Genomic DNA, 22,729 nt, shown 5'->3' with positions numbered 1-22,729 from the left:
GTCACGCGTCCTCCCCGGCGGTCTCGTGGGGCGCCACCACGGCCAGGACCTGGTCCATGGCCACGGTGGAGCCGGGGGTGACGTCGAGCTCGGTCACGGTGCCGGCGTGCGGGGCGGAGATGACGTGCTCCATCTTCATCGCCTCGACGACCAGCAGGCTCTGCCCGGCCTCGACCTCGTCCCCGACCGCCACCTTGACGACGGTCACCGTGCCGGGCATGGGCGCGGCGAGCGTGTCGGCACCGCCGTGCCTCGCCCCGCTGAGCGCGGCCTCGACCGGGTCGTGGTCGAGGACGTGCCAGGAGTCGCCGTCGCGGCCGAGCCAGTCGCCCGCGCGGTGGAAGGTGTGGGTGACGCCGTCCAGGGTCACCGTCACCGCAGTGTCCGTGACCCGGGTGCGCTCCGGGGCCGCGACCGTCACCGGTTCCCTTCCCGGCACCCGTACCGGGAAGGAGAGCGGGGCCGGCCGGCCGCCCAGGCGCCAGCCGCTCGGCACCGAGAACGGGTCCGTCCAGCCGTCCCGGGGCGCCGGGGCCAGCTCCGCCCGCCGGACGGCCGCCGCCGCCGCGTACACCTCCGCCGGTACGTCCTGCCGGACCAGGCTCTCGGCGTCCCGCTCCACCAGACCCGTGTCCAGGGCGCCGGAGACGACGTCCGGGTGGGCCAGCAGGTTCCGCAGGAAGCCCGCGTTCGTCGGGACGCCCAGGGTGACCGTGTCCGCCAGGGCCGCGCGGAGGCGGCGCAGGGCCGTCGGTCGGTCCGGGGCGTGGACGATGACCTTCGACAGCATCGGGTCGTACAGGCTGCCGACCTCCGTGCCCTCGCTCAGACCCGAGTCCGTGCGGACGCCTCCCCCGAGCATTCCGTGCAGGGGGGACCCCTGCGGCTCGCGCAGCGAGAGGACCGTGCCGCCCGAGGGGAGAAAGCCCCGGGAGGGGTCCTCCGCGCAGATCCGGGCCTCGATCGCCCAGCCGGTGAGGCTGATGTCGTCCTGCGCGAAGGCCAGCTTCTCGCCCGCCGCCACCCTCAGCTGCCACTCCACCAGATCGATGCCGGTGATCAGCTCGGTCACCGGGTGCTCGACCTGGAGACGGGTGTTCATCTCCATGAAGTAGTACGAGGACGGGTCGACGCCCGGGACGATGAACTCGACCGTCCCCGCGCCCACATAGCCGCAGGAGCGCGCCGCCTCGACCGCCGCCGCGCCCATCGCCGCGCGGATCTCCGGAGTCAGCAGGACGCTCGGCGCCTCCTCGATGATCTTCTGGTGGCGGCGCTGGAGCGAGCACTCGCGCTCCCCGAGGTGCACGACGTTGCCGTGCGCGTCCGCCAGGACCTGGATCTCGATGTGCCGGGGCCGGTCGATCCACCGCTCCACGAGCAGCGTGTCGTCACCGAAGGAGGAGCGCGCCTCGCGGCGGGCCGCCGCGATCTCGTCGGTGAGCGTCGACAGGTCGCGCACGAGGCGCATGCCCTTGCCGCCGCCGCCCGCCGAGGGCTTGAGGAGCACGGGGGCGCCCAGCTCGCGTGCCGCCGCCTCCAGTTCCGGGTCGGCCGCGCCGGGGACGACCGGCACGCCCGCCGCCTTGACGGTCTCCTTCGCCGTGATCTTGTCGCCCATCAGGGAGATCGCGGGGGCGGGCGGCCCGATGAAGACGAGGCCGGCGTCCGCGCAGGCCCGCGCGAACCCCGCGTTCTCCGCGAGGAATCCGTAGCCGGGGTGGACGGCCTGCGCGCCGGTGCGGGCGGCGGCGTCGAGGAGCGCCGGGACGGACAGGTACGACTCGGCGGCGGGCGGCGGGCCGATCCGCACCGCCGTGTCCGCCTCCCGCACGTGCCGGGCGTCGGCGTCCGCGTCGCTGTACACGGCCACCGAGCGCACGCCCATCTCCCGCAGCGTGCGGATGACCCGGACGGCGATCTCGCCCCGGTTGGCGACGAGGACGGTGTCGAACATGGACTGCATCTCCGTGGGTCCCCTCACATCCGGAAGACGCCGAACTGGGGGTCTCCCAGGGGCGCGTTGGCACAGGCGGTCAGGGCGAGCCCGAGGACCTGCCGGGTCTCCAGCGGGTCGATGACCCCGTCGTCCCAGAGCCGGGCGGTCGCGTAGTAGGCGCTGCCCTGGCTCTCGTACTGCTCGCGGATCGGGGCCTTGAAGGCCTCTTCCTCCTCCGCGCTCCACCCGTCGCCGAGCTGGTCGCGCTTGACCGTCGCGAGGACGGACGCGGCCTGCTCGCCGCCCATGACCGAGATCTTGGCGTTGGGCCACATCCACAGGAAGCGCGGCGAGTACGCCCGGCCGCACATCGAGTAGTTGCCCGCGCCGTACGAACCGCCGACGACCACGGTCAGCTTCGGGACGCGGGTGGTCGCCACGGCCGTCACCATCTTGGCGCCGTGCTTGGCGATGCCGCCGTGCTCGTACGCCTTGCCGACCATGAAGCCCGTGATGTTCTGCAGGAACACCAGCGGGATGCCGCGCTGGTCGCACAGCTCGATGAAGTGCGCGCCCTTCTGGGCCGACTCGGCGAACAGGATGCCGTTGTTGGCGACGATCCCGACCGGGTGCCCGTGGATCCGGGCGAATCCGGTGATCAGCGTCTGCCCGTACTCGGACTTGAACTCCTGGAAGCGGGAGCCGTCCACGACCCGGGCGATGACCTCGCGCACGTCGTAGGGGGTGCGGGAGTCCACCGGCACCGCGCCGTACAGCCCGTACGGATCGACCTTCGGCTCCTCGACCGGCTCCACCGACCAGGGCAGCGGGCCGCGCTCCGGGAGCGTGGCGACGATGTTCCGGACGATGCGCAGCGCGTGCGCGTCGTCCTCCGCCAGGTGGTCGGTGACGCCGGAGATCCGGGAGTGGACCTCGCCGCCGCCCAGCTCCTCCGCCGTCACGACCTCACCGGTCGCCGCCTTCACCAGCGGCGGACCACCGAGGAAGATCGTGCCCTGGTTCCGCACGATCACGGCCTCGTCGCTCATCGCCGGGACGTACGCGCCACCGGCCGTGCACGAACCGAGGACCGCCGCGATCTGCGGGATGCCCGCGCCGGACATCCGGGCCTGGTTGTAGAAGATCCGGCCGAAGTGCTCCCGGTCGGGGAAGACCTCGTCCTGCATCGGCAGGAACGCGCCGCCCGAGTCGACCAGGTAGAGGCAGGGGAGACGGTTCTCCAGAGCCACCTCCTGGGCGCGGAGGTGCTTCTTCACCGTCATCGGGTAGTACGTGCCGCCCTTGACGGTCGCGTCGTTGGCGACGATCACGCACTCGCGGCCCGAGACCCGGCCGATGCCCGCGATGACACCGGCCGCCGGTGCCTGGTCGCCGTACATGCCGTTCGCCGCGAGCGGGGCCAGCTCCAGGAAGGGTGAGCCCGGGTCGAGCAGGGCGTCCACCCGGTCCCGCGGCAGCAGCTTGCCGCGCGCGGTGTGCCGGGCCCGGGACTTCTCACCGCCGCCCAGCGCCGCCGCCGCGAGCTTGGCGCGCAGGGCGGCCGCCAGCTCGTGGTGCGCCGCCTCGTTCGCCTGCCAGGCCGGCGAGGCGGGATCCGCCGCACTCGACAGCACAGGTGCCTGCTGCATCCCTCGAGCTCCCTTGCTCGGTTAATGAGCGTTAACGTATGTCGCTCAGGTTAACGACCGCTAACGGGGTTGTCTAGAATCGAATCCATGACCACGACCCCGACCGTCACCGGTAGAACCGCCACCGGCCGGACCGACGCCCCCACGCGGCGCGAGCAGATCCTCAAGGAGGCCGCCCGCCTCTTCGCCGAGCGCGGCTTCCACGGCGTGGGCGTGGACGAGATAGGAGCCGCCGTCGGCATCAGCGGCCCCGGCCTCTACCGCCACTTCCCCGGCAAGGACGCGATGCTCGCGGAACTCCTCGTCGGCATCAGCGAGCGGCTCCTCGACGGCGGCCGGCTGCGGGTCGGCGAGAGCGCCGGCGGCCCCGAGGCCCTGCTCGGCGCCCTCATCGACGGACACATCGACTTCGCCCTCGACGACCGGCCCCTGATCACCCTCCACGACCGCGAGCTGGACCGGCTCAAGGACGAGGACCGCAAGCGCGTACGGCAGCTGCAGCGGCAGTACGTGGAGCTGTGGGTCACGGTGGTGCGGGAGCTGTACCCCGACGCGGGGGAGTCCGAGTCGCGGACCGCCGTCCACGCCGTCTTCGGCCTCCTCAACTCCACCCCGCACCTCGCCGCCCTCGGCCGCGGTCCGATGGAGGCCCTCCTCAAGCGCCTGGCCCACGGGGCCTTCGGGGCGCTGGAAGGCTGAGCCCACGGCGGGTCCACGGCGGGTCCTCCGGCGGGTCCGCGGCGGGTCCCCAGCCGATCCCCTGGCGGCTCCACGGCGGGTCCGCGGCCGATCCTCCGGCGGCTCCACGGCGGGTCCACGGGCCGGAATGATTGCCCACATCGGGGCGGCGTCCTCCAGAATGAGCCCCATGCCGATACTCAGCCGCCCCGCCCTTGTCGAGCACCTCGTCCGCACCCGGATCGCGGGAGACGTCGCCACGCCGCGCGACAACAACCTCTCCCACTACCGCAAGCTCGCCAACGGCGACCGGCACTACTGGCTCGGCCTGGAGCTCGGAGACCGCTGGGCCGACGAGCAGGACGTGCTCGCCGTGATGGCCGAGCGCTGCGGCGTCGTCGACGACCCGGCCCACCGCACCGGACAGGACACCATCGACCCCGAGCTGACCGTCGACGGCCTCGACCGCATGGCCGCCCGGCTGCGCAAGGCCGCCGCCGGCAAGGAGCGGGTCCTCTTCGCCACCGGCCACCCCGGCGCGCTCATCGACGTCCACAGCCGCGTCGCCGCCGGGCTCCGCGCCCAGGGCTGCGACATCGTGAAGATCCCCGGCGGGCTCGTCGCCGACGAGGGGTACGTCGTGCAGTTCGCCGACGTCGCCGTCTTCGAACGCGGCGCCAGCCTCTGGCACACCCACTCCCCGGAGCCGATGAACGCCATCCTCGACGCGCTCGGCGAGGCCGGCCGCCCCGACCTGGTCGTCGCCGACCACGGCTGGGCCGGGCGGGCGGGCCAGCGCGGGATCGACTCCGTCGGCTACGCGGACTGCAACGACCCCGCGCTCTTCATCGGCGAGGCGGAGGGCACGATGCAGGTCACCATCCCGCTGGACGACCACGTCCTCGACCCGCGCTTCTACGAGCCGATGACGGAGTACACGCTGGCGGCGGCCGGCCTGTCCTGACGGCCGGTCTACTCCGGCGGCCCGGCCGGCCGGTTCCGGCGCTGCCCCACCCCCGGCGTGGGGTCCAGGTAGACGCGGCGGATCGACGGGAAGCGCTCGCGCAGCTGGGCCTCCGCGTCCTCGCACGCCCACTCCACCTGCGCCGCCGACGCCACGTCCCGGAAGTCGATCTTCGCCGCGATCAGCACCTCTCCCGGCCCCTGGATGAGCGTCGTCAGATCGAGGACGTCCACGATGTGCGGCACGGAGAGCAGCTCCTCGCGGACCTCGGCCCGTACGTGCTTCGGCAGCGGCCGCCCGATGAGGAGCTCGGCGTTGGAGCGGCCGAGCACCCAGGCCACGTACACGAGCAGGACGCCGATGAGGATCGATGCGACGCCGTCCCAGACGCCCGAGCCGGTGATCTGGCCGCCGAGGAGGCCGCCCGCCGCCAGCATCAGTCCGGCGAGGGCGGCGGAGTCCTCCATGACCACCGCCTTGACGGTGGTGTCGGGGGTGAGCCGCATGTAGCGGGCGAACGGGGTCCGCGCCCGCTCCGCCTCGGCCTGGACCTGCCGGACGCCGGTCCGCAGGGAGTACCCCTCCAGGAGGAAGGCGATGCCGAGGACGATGTACGAGACGAGCGGGTCGCCGAGCTCCTCGCCGTGGGTGAGGGTGTGGATACCGTCGTAGATCGAGAAGACCGCGCCGCCCACGAAGGTGGCGACGGCGGCGAGCATCGCCCACACGTACCGCTCGCCCGCGTACCCCACGGGGTGGTCCTCGTCGGCCGGCTTCCCGCTCCGCTTGAGCGCGGTCAGCAGCATGACCTCGGTGACGGTGTCGGCGACCGAGTGGGCGGCCTCCGACAGCATCGCGCTGGACCCGCTGATGACACCGGCGACGGCCTTGGCGGCGGCGATCCCCAGGTTCGCCACCGCCGCCACGATCACTGTGAAGGTGCTCTCACCGTTCTCCGCCATGATCGGACGGTATGTCCGGTCATCAGTGCGGGACGCGAACGACACCCTCCTGGATGACGGAGATCGCGAGCTTCCCGTCCTGCGTCCAGATCCTGGCCTGACCGAGACCGCGCCCGCCGGCGGCGGACGGCGACTCCTGGTCGTACAGGAGCCATTCGTCGGCCCGGAACGGCCGGTGGAACCACATCGCGTGGTCGAGGGAGGCCCCGACCACGTCCCCGACGGCCCAGCCGCCCCGCCCGTGCGCGAGCAGGACGGAGTCGAGCAGCGTCATGTCGGAGACGTACGTCGCCAGGCAGAGGTGCAGCAGGGGGTCGTCGGCCAGCTTGCCGTTGGTGCGGAACCACACCTGCGAGCGCGGCTCGCGCGGCTCGCCGACCGAGCCCCACGGCGGGGTGTCCGCGTACCGCAGGTCCACCGCCGCGCGCGCCTGGACGAGCCGGGACGCGACCTCCTCCGGCAGGTGCCGGGGGAGCATCTCGGCGGCCGTCGGCAACGACTCCGGGTCCGGCGCGGCCGGCATGTCCGCCTGGTGGTCGAGCCCCTCCTCGTACGCCTGGAAGGAGGCGGAGAGGTGGAAGATCGGCTGCCCGTGCTGGACCGCGACGACCCGGCGGGTGGTGAAGGACCGGCCGTCACGGATGCGGTCGACCGTGTACACGATCGGCGCGCCGGGGTCGCCGGGGCGCAGGAAGTACGCGTGGAGCGAGTGCGCCGGACGGTCCTCCGGCACGGTCCGCCCCGCCGCCACCAGCGCCTGGGCGGCCACCTGGCCGCCGAACACGCGGGGGACGAGCGCGGAGCGGGACTCGCCCCGGAAGATGTCCCGCTCGATCCGCTCCAGGTCGAGCAGATCGAGCAGGGCGTCCAGGGCGTTGTGCGGATCGGGCACGTGGACCTACAAGCCCATCGACTTGGCGATGATCGACTTCATGATCTCGCTGGTGCCGCCGTAGATGCGGTTGACGCGGTTGTCCGCGTACAGGCGCGCGATCGGGTACTCGTTCATGTAGCCGTAGCCGCCGTGCAGCTGGAGGCAGCGGTCGATGACGCGGTGCGCGACCTCGGTGCAGAAGAGCTTGGCGCTCGCGGCCTCGGCCGGGGTCAGCTCGCCGGCGTCCAGGGCCTCCAGGGCGCGGTCGGCGACGGCCTCGGCCGCGTCCACCTCGGCCTGGCAGGCGGCCAGCTCGAACTTGGTGTTCTGGAAGTGCGCGACCGGCTTGCCGAAGACCGTGCGGTCGGTCACGTACTGCTGGGCGAAGCGGACGGCGGCCTTGGCCTGGGCGTACGCGCCGAAGGCGATGCCCCAGCGCTCGGAGGCCAGGTTGTGGCCGAGGTAGTAGAAGCCCTTGTTCTCCTCGCCGAGCAGGTCCTCGACCGGCACCTTCACGTCGACGAACGCCAGCTCGGCGGTGTCGGAGGTGCGCAGGCCGAGCTTGTCCAGCTTGCGGCCGATGGAGTAGCCCTCGGACGTGGTGTCCACGGCGAAGAGGGAGATGCCGTGGCGGCGGTCCTCGGCCGTCGGGGCGGACGTACGGGCGCAGACGATCACGCGGTCGGCGTGGACGCCACCGGTGATGAAGGTCTTCGAGCCGTTGAGGACGTAGTGCGTGCCGTCCTCGGAGAGCTTGGCGGTGGTCTTCATGCCCGCGACGTCGGAGCCGGTGCCCGGCTCGGTCATCGCGAGGGCCCACATCTCCTCGCCGGTGACGAACTTCGGCAGGTAGCGCTTCTTCTGGTCGCCGGTGGCGAGCATCTTGATGTACGGCAGGGCGAGCAGCACGTGGACGCCGGAGCCGCCGAACTGGACGCCCGCGCGCGAGGTCTCCTCGTACAGGACGGCCTCGAACTTGTGGGTGTCCAGGCCCGCGCCGCCGAACTCCTCGGGCACGTTGATGCCGAAGACGCCCAGCTCGCCGAGCTTGTCGTAGAACTCGCGCGGCGCCTGACCGGCCGCGAACCACTCGTCGTAGACGGGAACGACCTCGGCCTCGATGAAGGCCCGGATGGTCTCCCGGAACGCCTCGTGGTCCTCGTTGAATACGGTACGGCGCACGAGCCGCCTCCTTCGGGTCCTGTCCTGGTCCGGCCTGGCGCTTGTCTAAGCGCTTGCTCAGCCTCGTCCTCCGAAGTTACCCAGCGGTCACCCGCTCTGTCCAGAGCTCTCGCCTGTGATCCAGCGCCTACCGATGTCGTCGTACTCCTGGACCGGCCTTCCCTCGATCCCACTGGTTCGAAACGGCTCCCCCTCCTCGTCCCCGATCCGGACCGTGCCCGAACGGCCCTCGGAGCTCCACACCAGCTCCAGGTACCAGCGGCAGTCGCAGCCCGCGGTCCGGGCGGTGACGAGCAGTTCCTCGGGGTCGGTGGAGGTGACCGTGTACGGGAAGGAGACGGCGGGGATCTTCCGGCCCTCGGCGCCGGACGCGTCGTAGCCGTCGACCGGCCGGGCGAGCGGACGCGATACGTCGAGGTCGACGGCGAAGTGGCGGGGGGTGACGGCGCCGCCGCAGCCGTTGCCCATCCGGTAGGCGGTCCAGGGGAGGGGCGCGGCACGGTCGACGACGCGGACGTGGAGGGCCTGGAGGACGACGGCGGACGACGGCGACCTGCCCTGGAGCGAGATCCGCACGAGCGTCTCCCCGCCGTGCACGGCGGCGTGCGCGCCCGCCCACGCGGCGGCGTCCCCCGGCGGCGGAGGCGGCGCGAAGCCGCGCGCGCCGCGGTCGACGAGATAGACGTGCCCGCAGCCGTCCTGCCAGACCTGGGAGTCGGCGGTCCAGGTGAAGGGCGCGGGAGCCGGGGCGGGCCTCGTCCCGGTCCCCGTCGTGGTCGAGGCCGGTGGGGCCGTGGACCTCGGAGGGGCCGCGGCCTCCGGACCGCCGGGGAACCCGGGCCGTACGAGGACCAGGACGAGCGCGAGAGCGATCACGGCGGCCCCGGCCCCGGCGACCAGCGCGCCCCGCCGGAACCACGGCCGGGCGGCGCGCGGCGCGGGGACGGGGGTGACGGCGGTGACGGTACCGAGGGCGGGGGAGACGGGCGCGTGGGGGGCGGGCTCAGGTGCGGGCTCCGGCTCGGACCTCGGTTCGGGGGTGCGCTCGGGGGTGGGTACGGGCGTGGGCACGGGTTTCGGTCCCGGCTCCCGCTCGGGCTCCTGTTGCCGCTCCCGGTCCGGTACGGGCTCCCGTTCCCCCTCCGGCTCCGGTTCCGGCTCCGGTTCCGGGTGCGGTTCCGGCTCCGGCGGGATCGGGCGGCGGGAGCGGTCCGCGCGGCTCCACAGTTCTTCCAGGGTCCGGCGCTCGCGCTCGTCGGCGCCGCAGAGGCGGGCCATCCGGTCGATCACGGTGAACCGTTCCGGCACCGTCTCGCCCGAGCAGTACCGGTGCAGCGTGGACGCGCTCACGTTGAGCCGGCGGCCCAGCGATTCGTAGCTGCGGCCGCCGCGTGCCTTCACCGCGCGCAGCCGCGCCGAGAACTCCTCGACCGCCGCGTCCTTCGACTTTCCCATCCGGCCCCGACCCCATCCCGTCCCACGGCATCCCGCACCACTCACGTTCTCCCACGTCAACGGGGGTGGAATGGTTCCGGGACGAGAAGGCGCGCGGCAGCGTTGCGGCGGCCGGGCGCCTGGCCCGAGGCTGGTGGAGCACCGACCGAACCACAGGGGGATCACCAGTCATGACCACGTTCCGTTCCGCACTCACCGCCTCCGCCGTCGTCCTGGGCCTCGCGGCCCTCGCCACGGCCCCGGCGCAGGCCGCGGCCCAGCCCGCCTTCCTCGCCGCCTCCCAGATGCCGTCGTCGTCGACGCCGTGGACCGCCAGCCAGATCTTCACCGGCGTCCCGGAGAACGGCGGCGCCCTCTGCGCCCCGTACAAGATCCCGGCGCAGAACACCCGCTACCGCGAGTTCAACACCGAGCTCGACACCAACGGCGTCCAGATCACCACCGTCGCCCGCACCGAGGCCGACGCCGTGAAGCTGGTCGACACCCTGCGCAAGTCCCTCGCCGGCTGCGGGCCCCTGCTTCAGAAGCAGAACCCGGGCCTCAAGGCCGTCAGCGCCGCCCACGGCAAGGTCGCCGTCGAGGAGGGCGCCTGGGTCTACAGCCTGGACACCGCCGACCCGCAGGTCGGCAACACCGACATCCACCTCTTCTCGGTGGGCCGGGACGGCAGGACCGTCACCTTCGTCCGGTGGGGTCAGATGGGCGACTTCAAGGACGCCCCGCTGAACGCCTTCAGGACGACGACGAAGACCGCGGTCAACAAGCTCCACTGACCCCGGGGCCCGGGATCACCCGGACGCGGAGGTGAGCGCGAACCACAGCTCCATCCGTACGTTCGGGTCGTCCAGGTCCCGGTCCAGGAGCGCGGCGCAGCGGGTGATCCGCTGCCGGACGGTGTTGCGGTGGATGTCCATCGCGGTCGCCGTCCGGTCCCAGCTGCCGTGCAGGGACAGCCAGGTGCGCAGGGTCTCCCCGAGCGGTTCCGTGAGGGGGGCGAGCAGGGCGCGGGAGTGGGCGGCGGCCTCGGCCGGGTCCACCAGGGCGGCGATGCCTCCCGGGCGGTGGCGGACCAGGGGCGTCCGGGTGGCCTCCGCCCGGCGCAGGGCCCGTGCCGCCTGCGCGTCGGCGGCGGCGAGCTCCTCCGCCCCGGCGGGCGCGCCGACGCCGAGGGTCCAGCCGGGCTGCTCGGTGACGGGGGCGGAGGCGGGCAGCAGCAGGCGGACGGTCACGGGGGTGTCGTCACGCCGGCCGCCGCCCGCCTTCCCGCGGGCCTCTCCGGCGTCCGCCCCGCCCGTCTTCCCGCCCCCCGCCTCTCCGCCGTCCCCATCCGTGTCCACCAGGGGCGTCCCCAGCGCCGCCGCCAGCGAGGCCGCCGCGAACGGGGTGCCGTCGCCGCCCCGTGCGTGGACCACCGTCCACGGGCCGGCGCCCAGGCCGCCCACGACCTGCGCCGGGGCCGCGCCGAGCAGCAGCCGGACCAGGGCTCCGTCCCGTACCGTCGCCTCCGCGCCCCGGTGCGGTGCCGTGAGCAGGGACAGCAGGACGACCGCGACCCCCGCGACCGTGTGGTCCCCGGGGCCGCGCCGCTCCGTCGCCACCCCGAGCGTCAGCCCGTCGCCGCCGCCGAGCGCGTACGCGGCGAGCCGGAGACCGCCGCCGTCCCCGCTCGCCGAGGCGGGACCGCCGGGGCGCGGCCCGAGCACCCCCGCCAGCTCGCGCAGCGCCCGCGCCGCGTCCGCCGGCACCTCCCGTCCGGCCGCCACCGACTCCGTGCCGTCCGGGCCGAAGAGGACCGCCCGGCCGCCCAGCCGTGAGGCGAGCGCGCCGAGCACCGCGGGGACCGGGGCCGGCCGGGCGGCGGCCGCCGCCAGGGACTGCTGGGCCTCCGTCACCCGGCGCAGTTCGTGCAGCCGGGCTTCCGCCATCAGCCGCCACAGCGCCCGCGCCACCGCGGTGAACGGGGTCTTCGGCGGCACCTCGACCAGTGGCAGCCCCTGGCGGGCGCAGGCCTCGACCAGCTCCTCCGGGACCGTGTCGTACACCGGCGCCACCCCGAAGCCGAGCGCCGCCGCGCCCGCCGCCACGACCCGCTCCACGTAGCGGGCCGGGTCGGTGAGCTGCACTCCCGCGGTCATCAGCAGCTCGCCGCCGAGCAGGTACGGGTAGGGGTCGGCCATCTCCGAGGTGTGCACCCAGTGGATCGAGACGTCCTCGGGCCCGGCGAGCAGCCGGAGCCCGAGGTCCCGGCGGGCGAGCAGCGCGGTGAGGGAGACGGGCGGGGCGGGGGGAGTGGCGGCGAGCTCGGCGGAGGTCATGGTCATGTGCCCTTCGTACATCTCGCGGCCGGACAGTGGAGGAAACGTACACTTCTACGTCGCTTTCCGGCCACCTACTGTCGTGGCATCCAGAGGCCGCGGGTACGGGCGGATGTCCCCGCGATCCGCCTCCGGATCCCTCTCCGGAGGCCCCGGGCCACCAGGCCGCACGGCCCTCCGAGGGGGATTCCCCCGCACGACACGCCACCGAGGTGCGCGAAGGAGGGCCCCATGGCCGTCGATTACACAGTGATCGTCCTGTATCTGGCCGGCATGCTCGCGATGGGCTGGTGGGGCATGCGCCGCGCCAAGTCCAAGAGCGAGTTCCTGGTCGCCGGACGCCGCCTCGGGCCCTGGATGTACTCCGGGACCATGGCCGCCATCGTCCTCGGCGGCGCGTCCACCATCGGCGGCGTCGGCCTCGGCTACAAGTACGGCCTCTCCGGGGCCTGGATGGTCTTCGCCATCGGCCTCGGACTGCTCGCGCTGAGCGTCTTCTTCTCCGCGCGGATCGCCCGGCTCAAGGTCTACACCGTCTCCGACATGCTCGACCTCCGCTACGGCGGCCGGGCCGGCGTCATCTCGGGCGTCGTCATGTGGGCGTACACGCTGATGCTCGCGGTCACTTCGACCATCGCGTACGCCACGATCTTCGACGTCCTCTTCGACCTGCCCCGGACCGTCGCGATCGTCCTCGGCGGCACCATCGTCGTCGCCTACTCGACGCTCGGCGGCATGTGGTCCATCACCATCACCGACATGGTGCAGTTCGTGGTGAAGACCGTCGGCGTGCTGCTCCTGCTGCTGCCGATCGCCGTCGTCAAGGCCGGCGGCTTCGCCGAGATGAAGGCCGCGCTGCCCACCTCGTACTTCGAGCCCCTCGGCATCGGCGGCGAGACGATCTTCACGTACGTGCTGATCTACACCTTCGGCATGCTCATCGGCCAGGACATCTGGCAGCGGGTCTTCACCGCCCGCACCGACAAGGTCGCCAGGTGGGGCGGCACCGTCGCCGGCACCTACTGCCTCGCGTACGCCCTCGCCGGAGCCGTCATCGGCACGGCCGCCAAGGTGATGTACCCGAACCTGCCCAGCGCCGACGACGCCTTCGCCACCATCGTCAAGGACGAGCTGCCGATGGGCGTCCGGGGCCTGGTCCTCGCCGCCGCCCTCGCCGCCGTCATGTCCACCTCCTCGGGCGCCCTCATCGCCTGCGCCACCGTCGCCAACAACGACATCTGGTCGAAGCTGCGCGGGCTGACCGCGAGGAACGACGACGACCACGACGAGGTGAAGGGCAACCGTCTCTTCATCCTGATCATGGGCGTCGCCGTCATCGCCATCGCGATCGCCCTCAACGACGTCGTCCAGGCCCTCACCGTCGCCTACAACCTGCTGGTCGGCGGCCTCCTCGTGCCGATCCTCGGCGGCCTCCTCTGGCGCCGGGGCACCGTCCAGGGCGCGCTCGCCGCGGTCACCGTCGGTGGTCTGGCCGTCATTGGCCTGATGTGGGCTTACGGAATCCTGGCAAATGAGCCTGTTTACTATGGTTTGTTGGCCTCACTCGCCGCATATGTGATCGTTTCCCTGCTGACCCGTCCGACGGACGCCGCCGTGCTCGCGCACTGGCGCGCCCGCCTCGCGGGCCGGGAGGCGCCCGAGGACACCCCGTCCGAGGGCTCCGAGCCCGAGGGCGACGCCGTGCCGGTGGCGGCGACCGGCTGAAGCCACCAGCGGCGGCGGGTCGCGGCCCCCTGACCGGGGACCGCGACCCGCCGCACCGGACGAGACCCGTCCGGACACCCCGACCGAACACCCAGGAGGACCCCGACCATGAGCAGCAGCGACCAGAACACCCCGCGCGGCCCGATCGACTCGTCCCGCATCCCGCGGTACGCCGGTCCCGCGACGTTCGCCCGGCTGCCGCGACTCGACGAGGTCGGCACCGCCGACATCGCCGTGGTCGGCGTCCCCTTCGACAGCGGCGTCTCCTACCGCCCCGGCGCCCGCTTCGGCGGAAACGCCATCCGCGAGGCCTCCCGCCTGCTCCGGCCCTACAACCCGGCGCAGGACGCCTCCCCGTTCGCCCTCGCCCAGGTCGCGGACGCCGGTGACATCGCCGCCAACCCGTTCAACATCAACGAGGCCGTCGAGACCATCGAGGCCGCGGCGGACGACCTCCTGAACTCGGGCGCCCGCATGATGACCCTCGGCGGCGACCACACCATCGCCCTGCCGCTGCTGCGCTCCGTCGCCAAGAAGCACGGCCCCGTCGCCCTGCTCCACTTCGACGCGCACCTCGACACCTGGGACACCTACTTCGGCGCCGAGTACACCCACGGCACCCCGTTCCGCCGCGCCGTCGAGGAGGGCATCCTCGACACCGAGGCGCTCTCCCACGTCGGCACCCGCGGCCCGCTGTACGGCAAGCAGGACCTCACCGACGACGAGAAGATGGGCTTCGGCATCGTCACCTCGGCCGACATCTACCGCCGCGGCGCCGACGAGGTCGCCGACCAGCTGCGCCAGCGCATCGGCGACCGCCCGCTGTACATCTCCATCGACATCGACTGCCTCGACCCGGCCCACGCGCCCGGCACCGGCACCCCCGAGGCCGGCGGCATGACCTCCCGCGAGCTCCTGGAGATCCTCCGCGGCCTCTCCTCCTGCAACCTGGTGTCGGCGGACGTCGTCGAGGTCGCCCCGGCCTACGACCACGCCGAGATCACCGCGGTCGCCGCCTCCCACACCGCGTACGAACTGACGACGATCATGTCCCGCCAGATCGCCGCGAGCCGCGAGGCGAAGTAGGACCCGGCCGGGTCGCGCGCCCACGTTCCCCAGGGCCGGGCTCCCCCGGAGGCGGCTCCGGGGGAGGGTGGGCGCACGACCCGGCCACCGGGCCGCACCGCACCGACCACGCCACGTCCCGAGGGGACCGTTCATGACCCACGACCACGACGTCGTCCTGCGCCCCACCGCCGCGCAGACCGAGGCCGCGCTCAACCCGCCCGCCGGACGCAACGGCGGCGACCTCGTCGTCGAGACCCTCACCGGCCTCGGCGCCACCACCGTCTTCGGCCTCCCCGGCCAGCACGCCCTCGGCATGTTCGACGCGCTGCGCCGCTCCTCCCTCCGGTACGTCGGCCTCCGCGTCGAGAACAACGCGGGCTTCGCCGCCGACGCGTACGGCCGGATCACCGGCGAGGCCGCCCCGCTGCTGCTCTCCACCGGCCCCGGCGCGCTCATGTCGCTCGCCGCGCTCCAGGAGGCCGCCGCCGCCTCCGCCCCCGTCCTCGCGATCGGCAGCCAGATCCCGGTGGCCGGCCTCGGCGGCGGTCGCCACGGCTACCTGCACGAGCTGCGCGACCAGCAGGCCTCGTTCCGGGACGTGGTCAAGTCCGTCCACACGGTCCGTACGCAGTCCCAGATCCCGTCCGCGATCGCGGCGGCCTGGGAGTCGGCCCTCACCGCCCCGCACGGCCCGGTCTGGGTGGAGATCCCGCAGGACGTGCTCCTCGCGGAGACCACGCTGCCGGTCGTGACCGCCATGGACGCGACGCCCGAGGAGGTCGTCCCCCGCCCCGAGCTGACGGCGGTCGCCGCCCACCTCCTGGCGCACGCCGAGCGCCCCGCGGTCATCGCGGGCGGCGGAGTCGTCCGCTCCGACGCCTCAGGGAAGCTCCTCGCGCTCGCGGAGCGCCTGGACGCCCCCGTCGTCACCACCTTCGGCGGCAAGGGCGCCTTCCCCTGGGAGCACCCGCTGTCGCTCCAGTCCTGGCTGGAGGACCGGCACACCACCGACTTCCTGGAGGACGCCGACGTCCTCCTCGTCGTCGGCTCGGGCCTCGGCGAGCTGTCCTCGAACTACCACACCTTCGCCCCGCGCGGCCGGGTGATCCAGATCGAGGCCGATGCCGGGAAGCTGGAGTCCAACCACCCGGCGCTCGGCATCCACGCCGACGCCCGCCTCGCCCTCCAGGCCCTCCTGGAGACCGTCCCGGAGCGCCGGGACCCGACGGCCCCCGAGCGGGTCTCGGCCGTCCTCGGCAGGGTCCGGGAGCGGATCGCCGCCCAGGACCTGGGCCTGGAGCAGCGGATCGTCGCGGCGGTGCGGGAGGCGCTGCCGGACCGGTCCCCGAGCTTCTGGGACATGACGATCCTCGCGTACTGGGCGTGGTCGGCCTTCGACGCCCGGCACCCGAACACGATGCACTCCGCGCAGGGCGCCGGCGGCCTCGGCTACGGCTTCCCGGCCGCGCTCGGCGCCGCCGCCGCCGACCCGAGCCACCCGGTGCTCGCGGTCTCCGGCGACGGCGGCGCGATGTACTCGATCGCGGAGCTGGCCACGGCGAAGCAGTACGGCCTCGACGTCACCTGGCTGATCGTCGACGACGGCGGCTACGGCATCCTGCGCGAGTACATGACGGGCGCCTTCGGCGAGGCCACCGGCACCGAACTCGCCCGCCCGGACTTCGTGGCCCTGGCGGAGTCCTTCGGCGTCCCGGCCACGCTGACCACCCCGGAGACCCTGACGGCGGACCTCGCGAAGGCCCTCGCGACCCCGGGCCCGTCCGTGGTGGTCCTCCCGGCCCTCCTGAAGATGTTCGAGCCCACCCACCTCTGAGCCGCCCGGCGCGACCCTCCGGCCCCGCGCGGGCCCCCTCCCGAGGGGCCCGCGCGGGGCCGTGCCGTACCGGGGCAGGACCTAGGACCGAAGTCCCGCCCCCGCTCCGACTTCGGTCCCGTCTCCGTCCCCCGATTGTTGCGGCGGGATGAAATCGCAGCCCAGCCGTGTTGGGCCTTCCGGTAGAGCAGGACGGACGGGAGGCCACTCGTGGCGGTCGGGGAGAAACAGCAGGGCTGGGCGCGCAGGCTGGCCGGGTACGCGTGGCGGTACAGGACGAACACGCTGCTCGCGCTCGGGTCCTCGCTCGTCGGCATGGCCGTGCTCGCCCTCGTGCCGCTGGTCACCAAGGTGATCATCGACGACGTCATCGGCACGAAGACCAAGGACCTCGGCGTCTGGACCGGTCTCCTCATCGGCGCCGCCGTCGTCGTCTACGTCCTCACCTACGTCCGCCGCTACTACGGCGGACGGCTCGCCCTCGACGTCCAGCACGACCTGCGCACCGACATGTTCGCCACCATCACCCGGCTCGACGGGCGGCGGCAGGACGAGCTGTCCACCGGACAGGTCGTCGGACGGGCGACCAGCGACCTCCAGCTGATCCAGGGCCTGCTGTTCATGCTCCCGATGACCGTCGGGAACGTCCTGCTCTTCGTCATCTCGCTCGCCGTGATGGCCTGGCTGTCGCTGCCGCTCACCCTCGTCGCCCTCGCCGTCGCCCCCGCGCTCTGGTTCATCGCCAAGCGGAGCCGCACCCGCCTGCACCCGGCCACCTGGCACGCGCAGCAGCAGGCCGCCGTCGTCGCCGGCGTCGTCGACGGGGCCGTGACCGGCGTCCGGGTCGTCAAGGGCTTCGGCCAGGAGGACCAGGAGACCGGCAAGATCCGCGAGGCCGGGCGGAAGCTGTTCGCCGGGCGGCTGCGGACGATCCGGCTGAACTCGAAGTACACCCCGGCCCTCCAGGCCGTCCCCGCCCTCGGCCAGGTCGCCGTCCTCGCGCTCGGCGGCTGGCTCGCCTACCGCGGCCAGATCACCCTCGGCACCTTCGTCGCCTTCTCCGCGTACCTGGCCTCGCTCGTCGGCCCGGTCCGCATGCTCGCCATGGTCCTCACCGTCGGCCAGCAGGCCCGCGCCGGCGTCGACCGGGTCCTCGAACTCGTCGACACCGAGCCGGTCGTCCAGGACGGCGCCAAGGAGCTCCCGGCGGACGCGCCCGCCACCGTCGAGTTCGACGACGTCTCCTTCGCGTACGACGAGGGCAGGCCGGTCCTCGACGGCTTCTCGCTGGAGATCAGGCCCGGCGAGACCGTCGCCGTCGTCGGCGCGTCCGGCTCCGGCAAGTCCACCGTCTCGCTCCTCCTGCCCCGCTTCTACGACGTCTCCCGCGGCGCCGTCCTCGTCGGCGGCCACGACGTCCGCGAGCTCACCCTGGACTCGCTGCGCGCCGCCGTCGGACTCGTCCCCGAGGACTCCTTCCTCTTCTCCGACACCGTCCGCGCCAACATCGCGTACGGCTTCCCGGACGCCTCCCAGGAGCAGATCGAGACGGCCGCCCGCGCCGCCCAGGCCGACCGGTTCATCGCCGAGCTGCCCGAGGGGTACGACACCAAGGTCGGCGAGCACGGCCTCACCCTCTCCGGCGGCCAGCGCCAGCGCGTCGCCCTCGCCCGCGCGATCCTCACCGACCCCCGGCTCCTCCTCCTCGACGACGCCACCTCCGCCGTCGACGCCCGGGTCGAGCACGAGATCCACGAGGCCCTCAAGTCCGTGATGGCGGGCCGTACGACCCTGCTCATCGCGCACCGCCGTTCCACCCTCGGCCTCGCCGACCGCATCGCCGTCCTGGAGCACGGCCGGCTCGCCGACATCGGCACCCACGCCGAGCTGGAGGAACGCTCCCCGCTCTTCCGGCGCCTCCTCACCGACCCCGAGGAACTGGGCGCCGTCTCGCCCGGCCACACCACCCCGCCGGCGCCTCCCGAGGACAGCACCCTGCGGGCCGAACTGGACGCCGAGTTCGACGCCGAGCGCGGCATCACCCCGACCCTGTGGGTACGGGACGAGGCCGCGGGCCGGGAGAGCGACCCGCCCGGAGCCACCCCCGAGCTGCTCGCCGCCGTCGAGGCCCTGCCGCCCGCCACCGACACCCCCGGCATCGACGAGGCGCGGGCCGTCTCGGCCGAGGACGCCTACGGCCTGCGCCGGCTGCTGCGCGGCTTCGGCGTCCCGCTGCTCATCAGCCTCGGCCTGGTCGCCCTCGACGCGGGCGCCGGGCTCCTGCTCCCCGTCCTGATCCGGCACGGCATCGACGAGGGCGTGAACCGGCTCGCGATCGGGGCCGTCTGGGCGGCCTCCGCGCTCGCCCTGGTCACCGTCCTCGTGCAGTGGGTCGCGCAGACCGCCGAGACCCGGATGACCGGCCGTACCGGCGAGCGGGTGCTCTACGCGCTGCGCCTGAAGATCTTCGCCCAGCTCCAGCGGCTCGGCCTCGACTACTACGAGCGCGAGCTGACCGGCCGGATCATGACCCGGATGACCACGGACGTGGACGCCCTGTCCACCTTCCTGCAGACGGGCCTGGTCACCGCCTTCGTCTCGGTCGTGACCTTCTTCGGCATCATGGTCGCGCTGCTCTTCCTCGACCTCCAGCTGGCCCTGGTCGTCTTCGCGACCCTGCCGGTCCTCGCCGTCGCCACCTTCTTCTTCCGCCGCTCCAGCGTGAAGGCGTACGAGCTGGCGCGCGAGCGGATCAGCGTCGTCAACGGCGACCTCCAGGAGTCGGTCACCGGCCTCCGGATCGTGCAGGCCTTCCGCCGCGAGCGGTCGGGCGCGGCCCGGTTCGCCGCCCGCAGCGACGACTACCGCGAGGCCCGGGTCCGCGGCCAGTGGCTGATCTCGATCTACTTCCCCTTCGTGACCCTGCTCTCCTCGGTGGCCGCCGCGGCCGTCATGATCGTCGGCGCGAACCGGATCGAGGCGGGCACCCTCACCACCGGCGCGCTCGTCGCCTACCTCCTCTACATCGACCTGTTCTTCGCCCCCGTGCAGCAGCTCTCGCAGGTCTTCGACGGCTACCAGCAGGCCGCCGTCTCGCTGAAGCGGATGCAGGAACTCCTCCAGGAGCCGACGTCGACGGCCGCCGCCGACGCCCCCCTGGACGTGCTGTCGCTGCGCGGTGAGATCGCCTTCGAGGACGTCTCCTTCGCGTACGGCGGAGAGGACGGGACCGCGAAGGACGAGACCGCCCTCACCGGCATCGACCTGCGCATCCCGGCCGGCCAGACCGTCGCCTTCGTCGGCGAGACCGGCGCGGGCAAGTCGACCCTGGTCAAGATGGTCGCCCGGTTCTACGACCCGACGGCCGGGCGGGTCACCGCCGACGGCACCGACCTGCGGGACCTCGACCTGACCGCGTACCGGCACCGGCTCGGCGTCGTCCCGCAGGAGGCGTACCTCTTCGCCGGGACGGTCCGCGACGCCGTGGCGTACGGCCGCCCCGACGCGACCGACGCCGAGGTGGAGGCGGCGGCCCGCGCGGTCGGCGCGCACGACATGATCGCCACGCTCGACGGCGGCTACCTCCACGAGGTCGCCGAGCGGGGCCGCAACCTCTCCGCCGGCCAGCGCCAGCTCATCGCGCTGGCCCGGGCCGAACTCGTCGACCCGGACATCCTGCTCCTCGACGAGGCCACGGCCGCCCTCGACCTGGCCACCGAGGCCCAGGTCAACCACGCCACCGACCGCCTCGCCGGCCGCCGCACCACCCTGGTCGTCGCCCACCGGCTGACCACGGCGGCCCGCGCCGACCGGGTGGTCGTCATGGACCACGGGCGGGTCGCGGAGGACGGCACCCACGAGGAGCTCCTCGCCCTCGGCGGCCGGTACGCGGCCCTGTGGAGCACCTTCATCGGGGAGCCGCAGCCCGAGCGGGTGTGAGCCGGTCTCCGGCCCGGCGCCGGCCGGTCTCCGGCCGGTCTCCGGCCGGGCGCGGCCGGGCACGGCCGGGCCGAAGAGCCGGAGGCAACCATTCCGGAGGCGGTTGCGTCGTACGTCCGTACGCCGCGCCACTCGGGAGGGGAACGCATGCGCAGGGACACCGACGACGCACGAGGCCGCCGGAGGCTGCTCGCCCGTGTCCTCGCGCCGCTCCTCGCCGCCGCCGTCCTGCTCCTGGTCCCCGGCACCGGGAGCGGGCTCGGACCCGGCGCCGCCACCGCCGAGGCCGCCTCCGTCTGCGCCGGCCGGCCCACCCGGACCATCGCCTTCGCCACCGGCGAGCTGCGCCTCTACAAGACCCGCGACTACGCCTGCGCCGTCACCGTCGCCAAGCGGCCCGGCCCCCGCCGCGCGATGGCCGTCTCCCTCCAGCCGAGGGGCGCCCGGCCCGCCGTCCGGTCCGGGCGCTTCGACCGGCAGGCCGGACCCGTCACCGTCCACGCCCTCAACCGCTGCGTCCGGGCGTCCGGTTCGGTGGCCGGCCGGGGGACCTCCACCGGCTGGATCCTGTGCTGATGCGAAGGAAAGTCCAAGGGTAAGGATCAACTGGGTCTGGCGGTCCACACGTTGCCCCCGCTAGGTTCGCGACACCGTTGTGAACCAAGGGGAGGGTGAATGCGCAAGTCGCTGAGATGGGCGCTGTCGCTTTCGGTGCTCATAGGCACCGTGGCACCGACCGGCGTGGCTACCGCCGCGGACACGGACACGGGCAGCACGGCCGTCGTCGACTCGCAGAGCACGGACATCAAGGACCGCATCCTGGCGATCCCCGGGATGAGCCTGATCGAGGAGAAGCCGTACGCCGGCTACCGCTACCTCGTCCTGAACTACAAGCAGCCGATCGACCACCGGCGACCGTGGGCGGGCACGTTCGACCAGCGGATCTCCGTCCTCCACAAGGACACGGCCCGTCCGACCGTCTTCCGCACCAGCGGCTACTCGCTGAGCACCACCCCGAGCCGCGCCGAACCGACGCGGATCATCGACGGCAACCAGGTCTCCATGGAGTACCGCTTCTTCACGCCGTCCCGCCCGCAGCCCGCCGACTGGTCGAAGCTCGACATCTGGCAGGCGGCCAGCGACCAGCACCGCATCTTCACGGCCCTGAAGAAGATCTACGGCCAGAAGTGGCTCTCCACCGGCGCCTCCAAGGGCGGCATGACCGCCACCTACTACGAGCGCTTCTACCCGCGTGACATGGACGGCGTCGTCGCCTACGTCGCCCCGAACGACGTGGTCAACAACGAGGACTCGGCCTACGACCGCTTCTTCGCGACCGTCGGCACCAAGGAGTGCCGCGACCGGCTGAACAACCTCCAGCGCGAGGCCCTCGTCCGCCGCGCCCCGCTGGAGGCCAAGTACAAGGCCTGGGCCGAGGCGGAGGGCGCCACCTTCAACACGGTCGGCACGCTCGACAAGGCCTTCGAGGCCGTCGTCCTCGACTTCGTGTGGGGCTTCTGGCAGTACTACGGCGAGGACGTCTGCGACCAGATCCCGGTCGCGAAGACGGCCACCGACGACGAGGTCTACGACACGATCGACGCCTACTCCGGCTGGTCCGCCTACACCGACCAGGGCCTGGAGCCGTACACGCCGTACTACTACCAGGCGGCGACCGAGCTCGGCTCGCCCACCATCAAGCAGCCGCACCTGAAGGGCCTCAGCCGCTACGGCTACCAGCCGGCCCGCAACTTCGTGCCGCGCGAGATCCCGATGAGGTTCAAGCAGCACGCCATGCGGGACGTCGACGACTGGGTCCGCAGGAACGCCGACCGGATGCTCTTCGTCTACGGCGGCAACGACCCGTGGGGCTCCGAGAAGTTCCACCTCGGCAGGGGCGCGCGCGACAGCTACGTGTACACGGCGCCGGGCGCCAACCACGGGGCCACCGTCGCCGCGCTCGTCGAGGCCGAGCGGAACAAGGCCACCGCCCGCATCCTCGCCTGGGCCGACGTCCCCGCCCCGGCCGTCCAGGCGGCGCAGCCGCTCGCCCGCTTCGACGCGCGCCTCGACAGGCCGGTCGACGAGGACGCGACGCGGGAGCACGGCCTGCGGCCGTAACCCGTCCGCGGAGACACGGTGAGG

16 protein-coding genes are annotated in these 22,729 nt (G+C 73.1%); 9 read left to right on the top strand and 7 right to left on the bottom strand.

Features of this window, described 5'->3' with window-relative positions; translation table 11 throughout:
- Position 1: 1 nt before the first annotated feature.
- Both ABT129_RS08385 and ABT129_RS08380 read right to left on the bottom strand, forming a co-directional pair.
- Positions 2 to 1,966, bottom strand: a complete 1,965-nt coding sequence (locus ABT129_RS08385; RefSeq protein WP_351898199.1) for an ATP-binding protein — start codon at positions 1,964 to 1,966, stop codon at positions 2 to 4.
- A 14-nt stretch (positions 1,967 to 1,980) separates the two neighbouring features.
- Entirely contained in the window at positions 1,981 to 3,588 is a 1,608-nt protein-coding gene (locus ABT129_RS08380) for a carboxyl transferase domain-containing protein (RefSeq protein WP_351898197.1), read from the bottom strand.
- Between the two features lie 87 nt (positions 3,589 to 3,675).
- Here ABT129_RS08380 and ABT129_RS08375 point away from each other — a divergent pair, with 87 nt between their 5' ends.
- Together ABT129_RS08375 and ABT129_RS08370 are read left to right on the top strand one after the other, a co-directional pair.
- Positions 3,676 to 4,287: an SACE_7040 family transcriptional regulator gene (locus tag ABT129_RS08375; RefSeq protein WP_351898194.1), complete on the top strand. Its 612-nt coding sequence runs from the start codon at positions 3,676 to 3,678 to the stop codon at positions 4,285 to 4,287.
- A gap of 169 nt (positions 4,288 to 4,456) precedes the next feature.
- The gene (locus ABT129_RS08370) at positions 4,457 to 5,230 is read left to right on the top strand and encodes a phosphatase (RefSeq protein ID WP_351898192.1); all 774 of its coding nucleotides are present in this window, start codon (positions 4,457 to 4,459) and stop codon (positions 5,228 to 5,230) included.
- 8 nt (positions 5,231 to 5,238) lie between these two features.
- Here the strand turns inward: ABT129_RS08370 and ABT129_RS08365 are convergent, their stop codons facing one another.
- The 4 genes from ABT129_RS08365 to ABT129_RS08350 all read right to left on the bottom strand — a co-directional run bounded on the left by ABT129_RS08365 (position 5,239) and on the right by ABT129_RS08350 (position 9,703).
- Positions 5,239 to 6,192, bottom strand: coding sequence for a cation diffusion facilitator family transporter (locus ABT129_RS08365; protein ID WP_351898189.1), 954 nt, complete (start codon positions 6,190 to 6,192; stop codon positions 5,239 to 5,241).
- A 22-nt stretch (positions 6,193 to 6,214) separates the two neighbouring features.
- Positions 6,215 to 7,084: an acyl-CoA thioesterase II gene (gene tesB, locus ABT129_RS08360; RefSeq protein ID WP_351898187.1), complete on the bottom strand. Its 870-nt coding sequence runs from the start codon at positions 7,082 to 7,084 to the stop codon at positions 6,215 to 6,217.
- Positions 7,085 to 7,090: 6 nt separating this feature from the next.
- The gene (locus ABT129_RS08355) at positions 7,091 to 8,248 is read right to left on the bottom strand and encodes an acyl-CoA dehydrogenase family protein (protein ID WP_351898184.1); all 1,158 of its coding nucleotides are present in this window, start codon (positions 8,246 to 8,248) and stop codon (positions 7,091 to 7,093) included.
- A gap of 87 nt (positions 8,249 to 8,335) precedes the next feature.
- A complete protein-coding gene (locus ABT129_RS08350) occupies positions 8,336 to 9,703 on the bottom strand; it encodes a helix-turn-helix domain-containing protein (RefSeq protein WP_351898182.1) in 1,368 nt (455 codons plus the stop codon).
- A 170-nt stretch (positions 9,704 to 9,873) separates the two neighbouring features.
- Between ABT129_RS08350 and ABT129_RS08345 the strand changes: the two genes are divergently transcribed.
- Positions 9,874 to 10,476: a hypothetical protein gene (locus ABT129_RS08345; protein WP_351898180.1), complete on the top strand. Its 603-nt coding sequence runs from the start codon at positions 9,874 to 9,876 to the stop codon at positions 10,474 to 10,476.
- 15 nt (positions 10,477 to 10,491) lie between these two features.
- Here ABT129_RS08345 and ABT129_RS08340 read toward each other — a convergent pair whose 3' ends face one another.
- Positions 10,492 to 12,024 carry a PucR family transcriptional regulator gene (locus ABT129_RS08340; protein WP_351898177.1) on the bottom strand — a complete coding sequence of 511 codons (1,533 nt, stop codon included), beginning with the start codon at positions 12,022 to 12,024 and terminating at the stop codon, positions 10,492 to 10,494.
- 225 nt (positions 12,025 to 12,249) lie between these two features.
- Here ABT129_RS08340 and ABT129_RS08335 point away from each other — a divergent pair, with 225 nt between their 5' ends.
- The 6 genes from ABT129_RS08335 to ABT129_RS08310 all read left to right on the top strand — a co-directional run bounded on the left by ABT129_RS08335 (position 12,250) and on the right by ABT129_RS08310 (position 22,705).
- Positions 12,250 to 13,743: a sodium:solute symporter family protein gene (locus tag ABT129_RS08335; RefSeq protein ID WP_351898175.1), complete on the top strand. Its 1,494-nt coding sequence runs from the start codon at positions 12,250 to 12,252 to the stop codon at positions 13,741 to 13,743.
- 108 nt (positions 13,744 to 13,851) lie between these two features.
- On the top strand, positions 13,852 to 14,829 hold the full coding sequence (gene speB, locus ABT129_RS08330) for an agmatinase (RefSeq protein ID WP_351898172.1): 978 nt from the start codon (positions 13,852 to 13,854) through the stop codon (positions 14,827 to 14,829).
- A 133-nt stretch (positions 14,830 to 14,962) separates the two neighbouring features.
- A complete protein-coding gene (locus ABT129_RS08325) occupies positions 14,963 to 16,645 on the top strand; it encodes a thiamine pyrophosphate-binding protein (protein WP_351898170.1) in 1,683 nt (560 codons plus the stop codon).
- A 210-nt stretch (positions 16,646 to 16,855) separates the two neighbouring features.
- On the top strand, positions 16,856 to 20,584 hold the full coding sequence (locus tag ABT129_RS08320; protein ID WP_351898168.1) for an ABC transporter ATP-binding protein: 3,729 nt from the start codon (positions 16,856 to 16,858) through the stop codon (positions 20,582 to 20,584).
- Between the two features lie 147 nt (positions 20,585 to 20,731).
- Positions 20,732 to 21,160, top strand: coding sequence for a hypothetical protein (locus tag ABT129_RS08315; RefSeq protein ID WP_351898166.1), 429 nt, complete (start codon positions 20,732 to 20,734; stop codon positions 21,158 to 21,160).
- A 99-nt stretch (positions 21,161 to 21,259) separates the two neighbouring features.
- Positions 21,260 to 22,705 (top strand): serine protease, encoded by a 1,446-nt coding sequence (locus ABT129_RS08310; protein WP_351898164.1) that lies wholly within the window; start codon positions 21,260 to 21,262, stop codon positions 22,703 to 22,705.
- Positions 22,706 to 22,729: the final 24 nt, after the last annotated feature.

The organism is Streptomyces sp. NPDC002057, from assembly GCF_040296665.1.
Lineage (GTDB): Bacteria > Actinomycetota > Actinomycetes > Streptomycetales > Streptomycetaceae > Streptomyces.
Note: the sequence above shows the minus strand (reverse complement) of the source record. Positions and strands in the feature narration are given on the sequence as shown.

Coding starts and splice junctions, on each gene's coding strand:
- ABT129_RS08385 (WP_351898199.1), bottom strand. CDS start 1,966: ATGCAGTCCATGTTCGACACCGTCCTCGTCGCCAACCGGGGCGAGATC.
- ABT129_RS08380 (WP_351898197.1), bottom strand. CDS start 3,588: ATGCAGCAGGCACCTGTGCTGTCGAGTGCGGCGGATCCCGCCTCGCCG.
- ABT129_RS08375 (WP_351898194.1), top strand. CDS start 3,676: ATGACCACGACCCCGACCGTCACCGGTAGAACCGCCACCGGCCGGACC.
- ABT129_RS08370 (WP_351898192.1), top strand. CDS start 4,457: ATGCCGATACTCAGCCGCCCCGCCCTTGTCGAGCACCTCGTCCGCACC.
- ABT129_RS08365 (WP_351898189.1), bottom strand. CDS start 6,192: ATGGCGGAGAACGGTGAGAGCACCTTCACAGTGATCGTGGCGGCGGTG.
- ABT129_RS08350 (WP_351898182.1), bottom strand. CDS start 9,703: ATGGGAAAGTCGAAGGACGCGGCGGTCGAGGAGTTCTCGGCGCGGCTG.
- ABT129_RS08345 (WP_351898180.1), top strand. CDS start 9,874: ATGACCACGTTCCGTTCCGCACTCACCGCCTCCGCCGTCGTCCTGGGC.
- ABT129_RS08340 (WP_351898177.1), bottom strand. CDS start 12,024: ATGACCATGACCTCCGCCGAGCTCGCCGCCACTCCCCCCGCCCCGCCC.
- ABT129_RS08335 (WP_351898175.1), top strand. CDS start 12,250: ATGGCCGTCGATTACACAGTGATCGTCCTGTATCTGGCCGGCATGCTC.
- speB (WP_351898172.1), top strand. CDS start 13,852: ATGAGCAGCAGCGACCAGAACACCCCGCGCGGCCCGATCGACTCGTCC.
- ABT129_RS08325 (WP_351898170.1), top strand. CDS start 14,963: ATGACCCACGACCACGACGTCGTCCTGCGCCCCACCGCCGCGCAGACC.
- ABT129_RS08315 (WP_351898166.1), top strand. CDS start 20,732: ATGCGCAGGGACACCGACGACGCACGAGGCCGCCGGAGGCTGCTCGCC.
- ABT129_RS08310 (WP_351898164.1), top strand. CDS start 21,260: ATGCGCAAGTCGCTGAGATGGGCGCTGTCGCTTTCGGTGCTCATAGGC.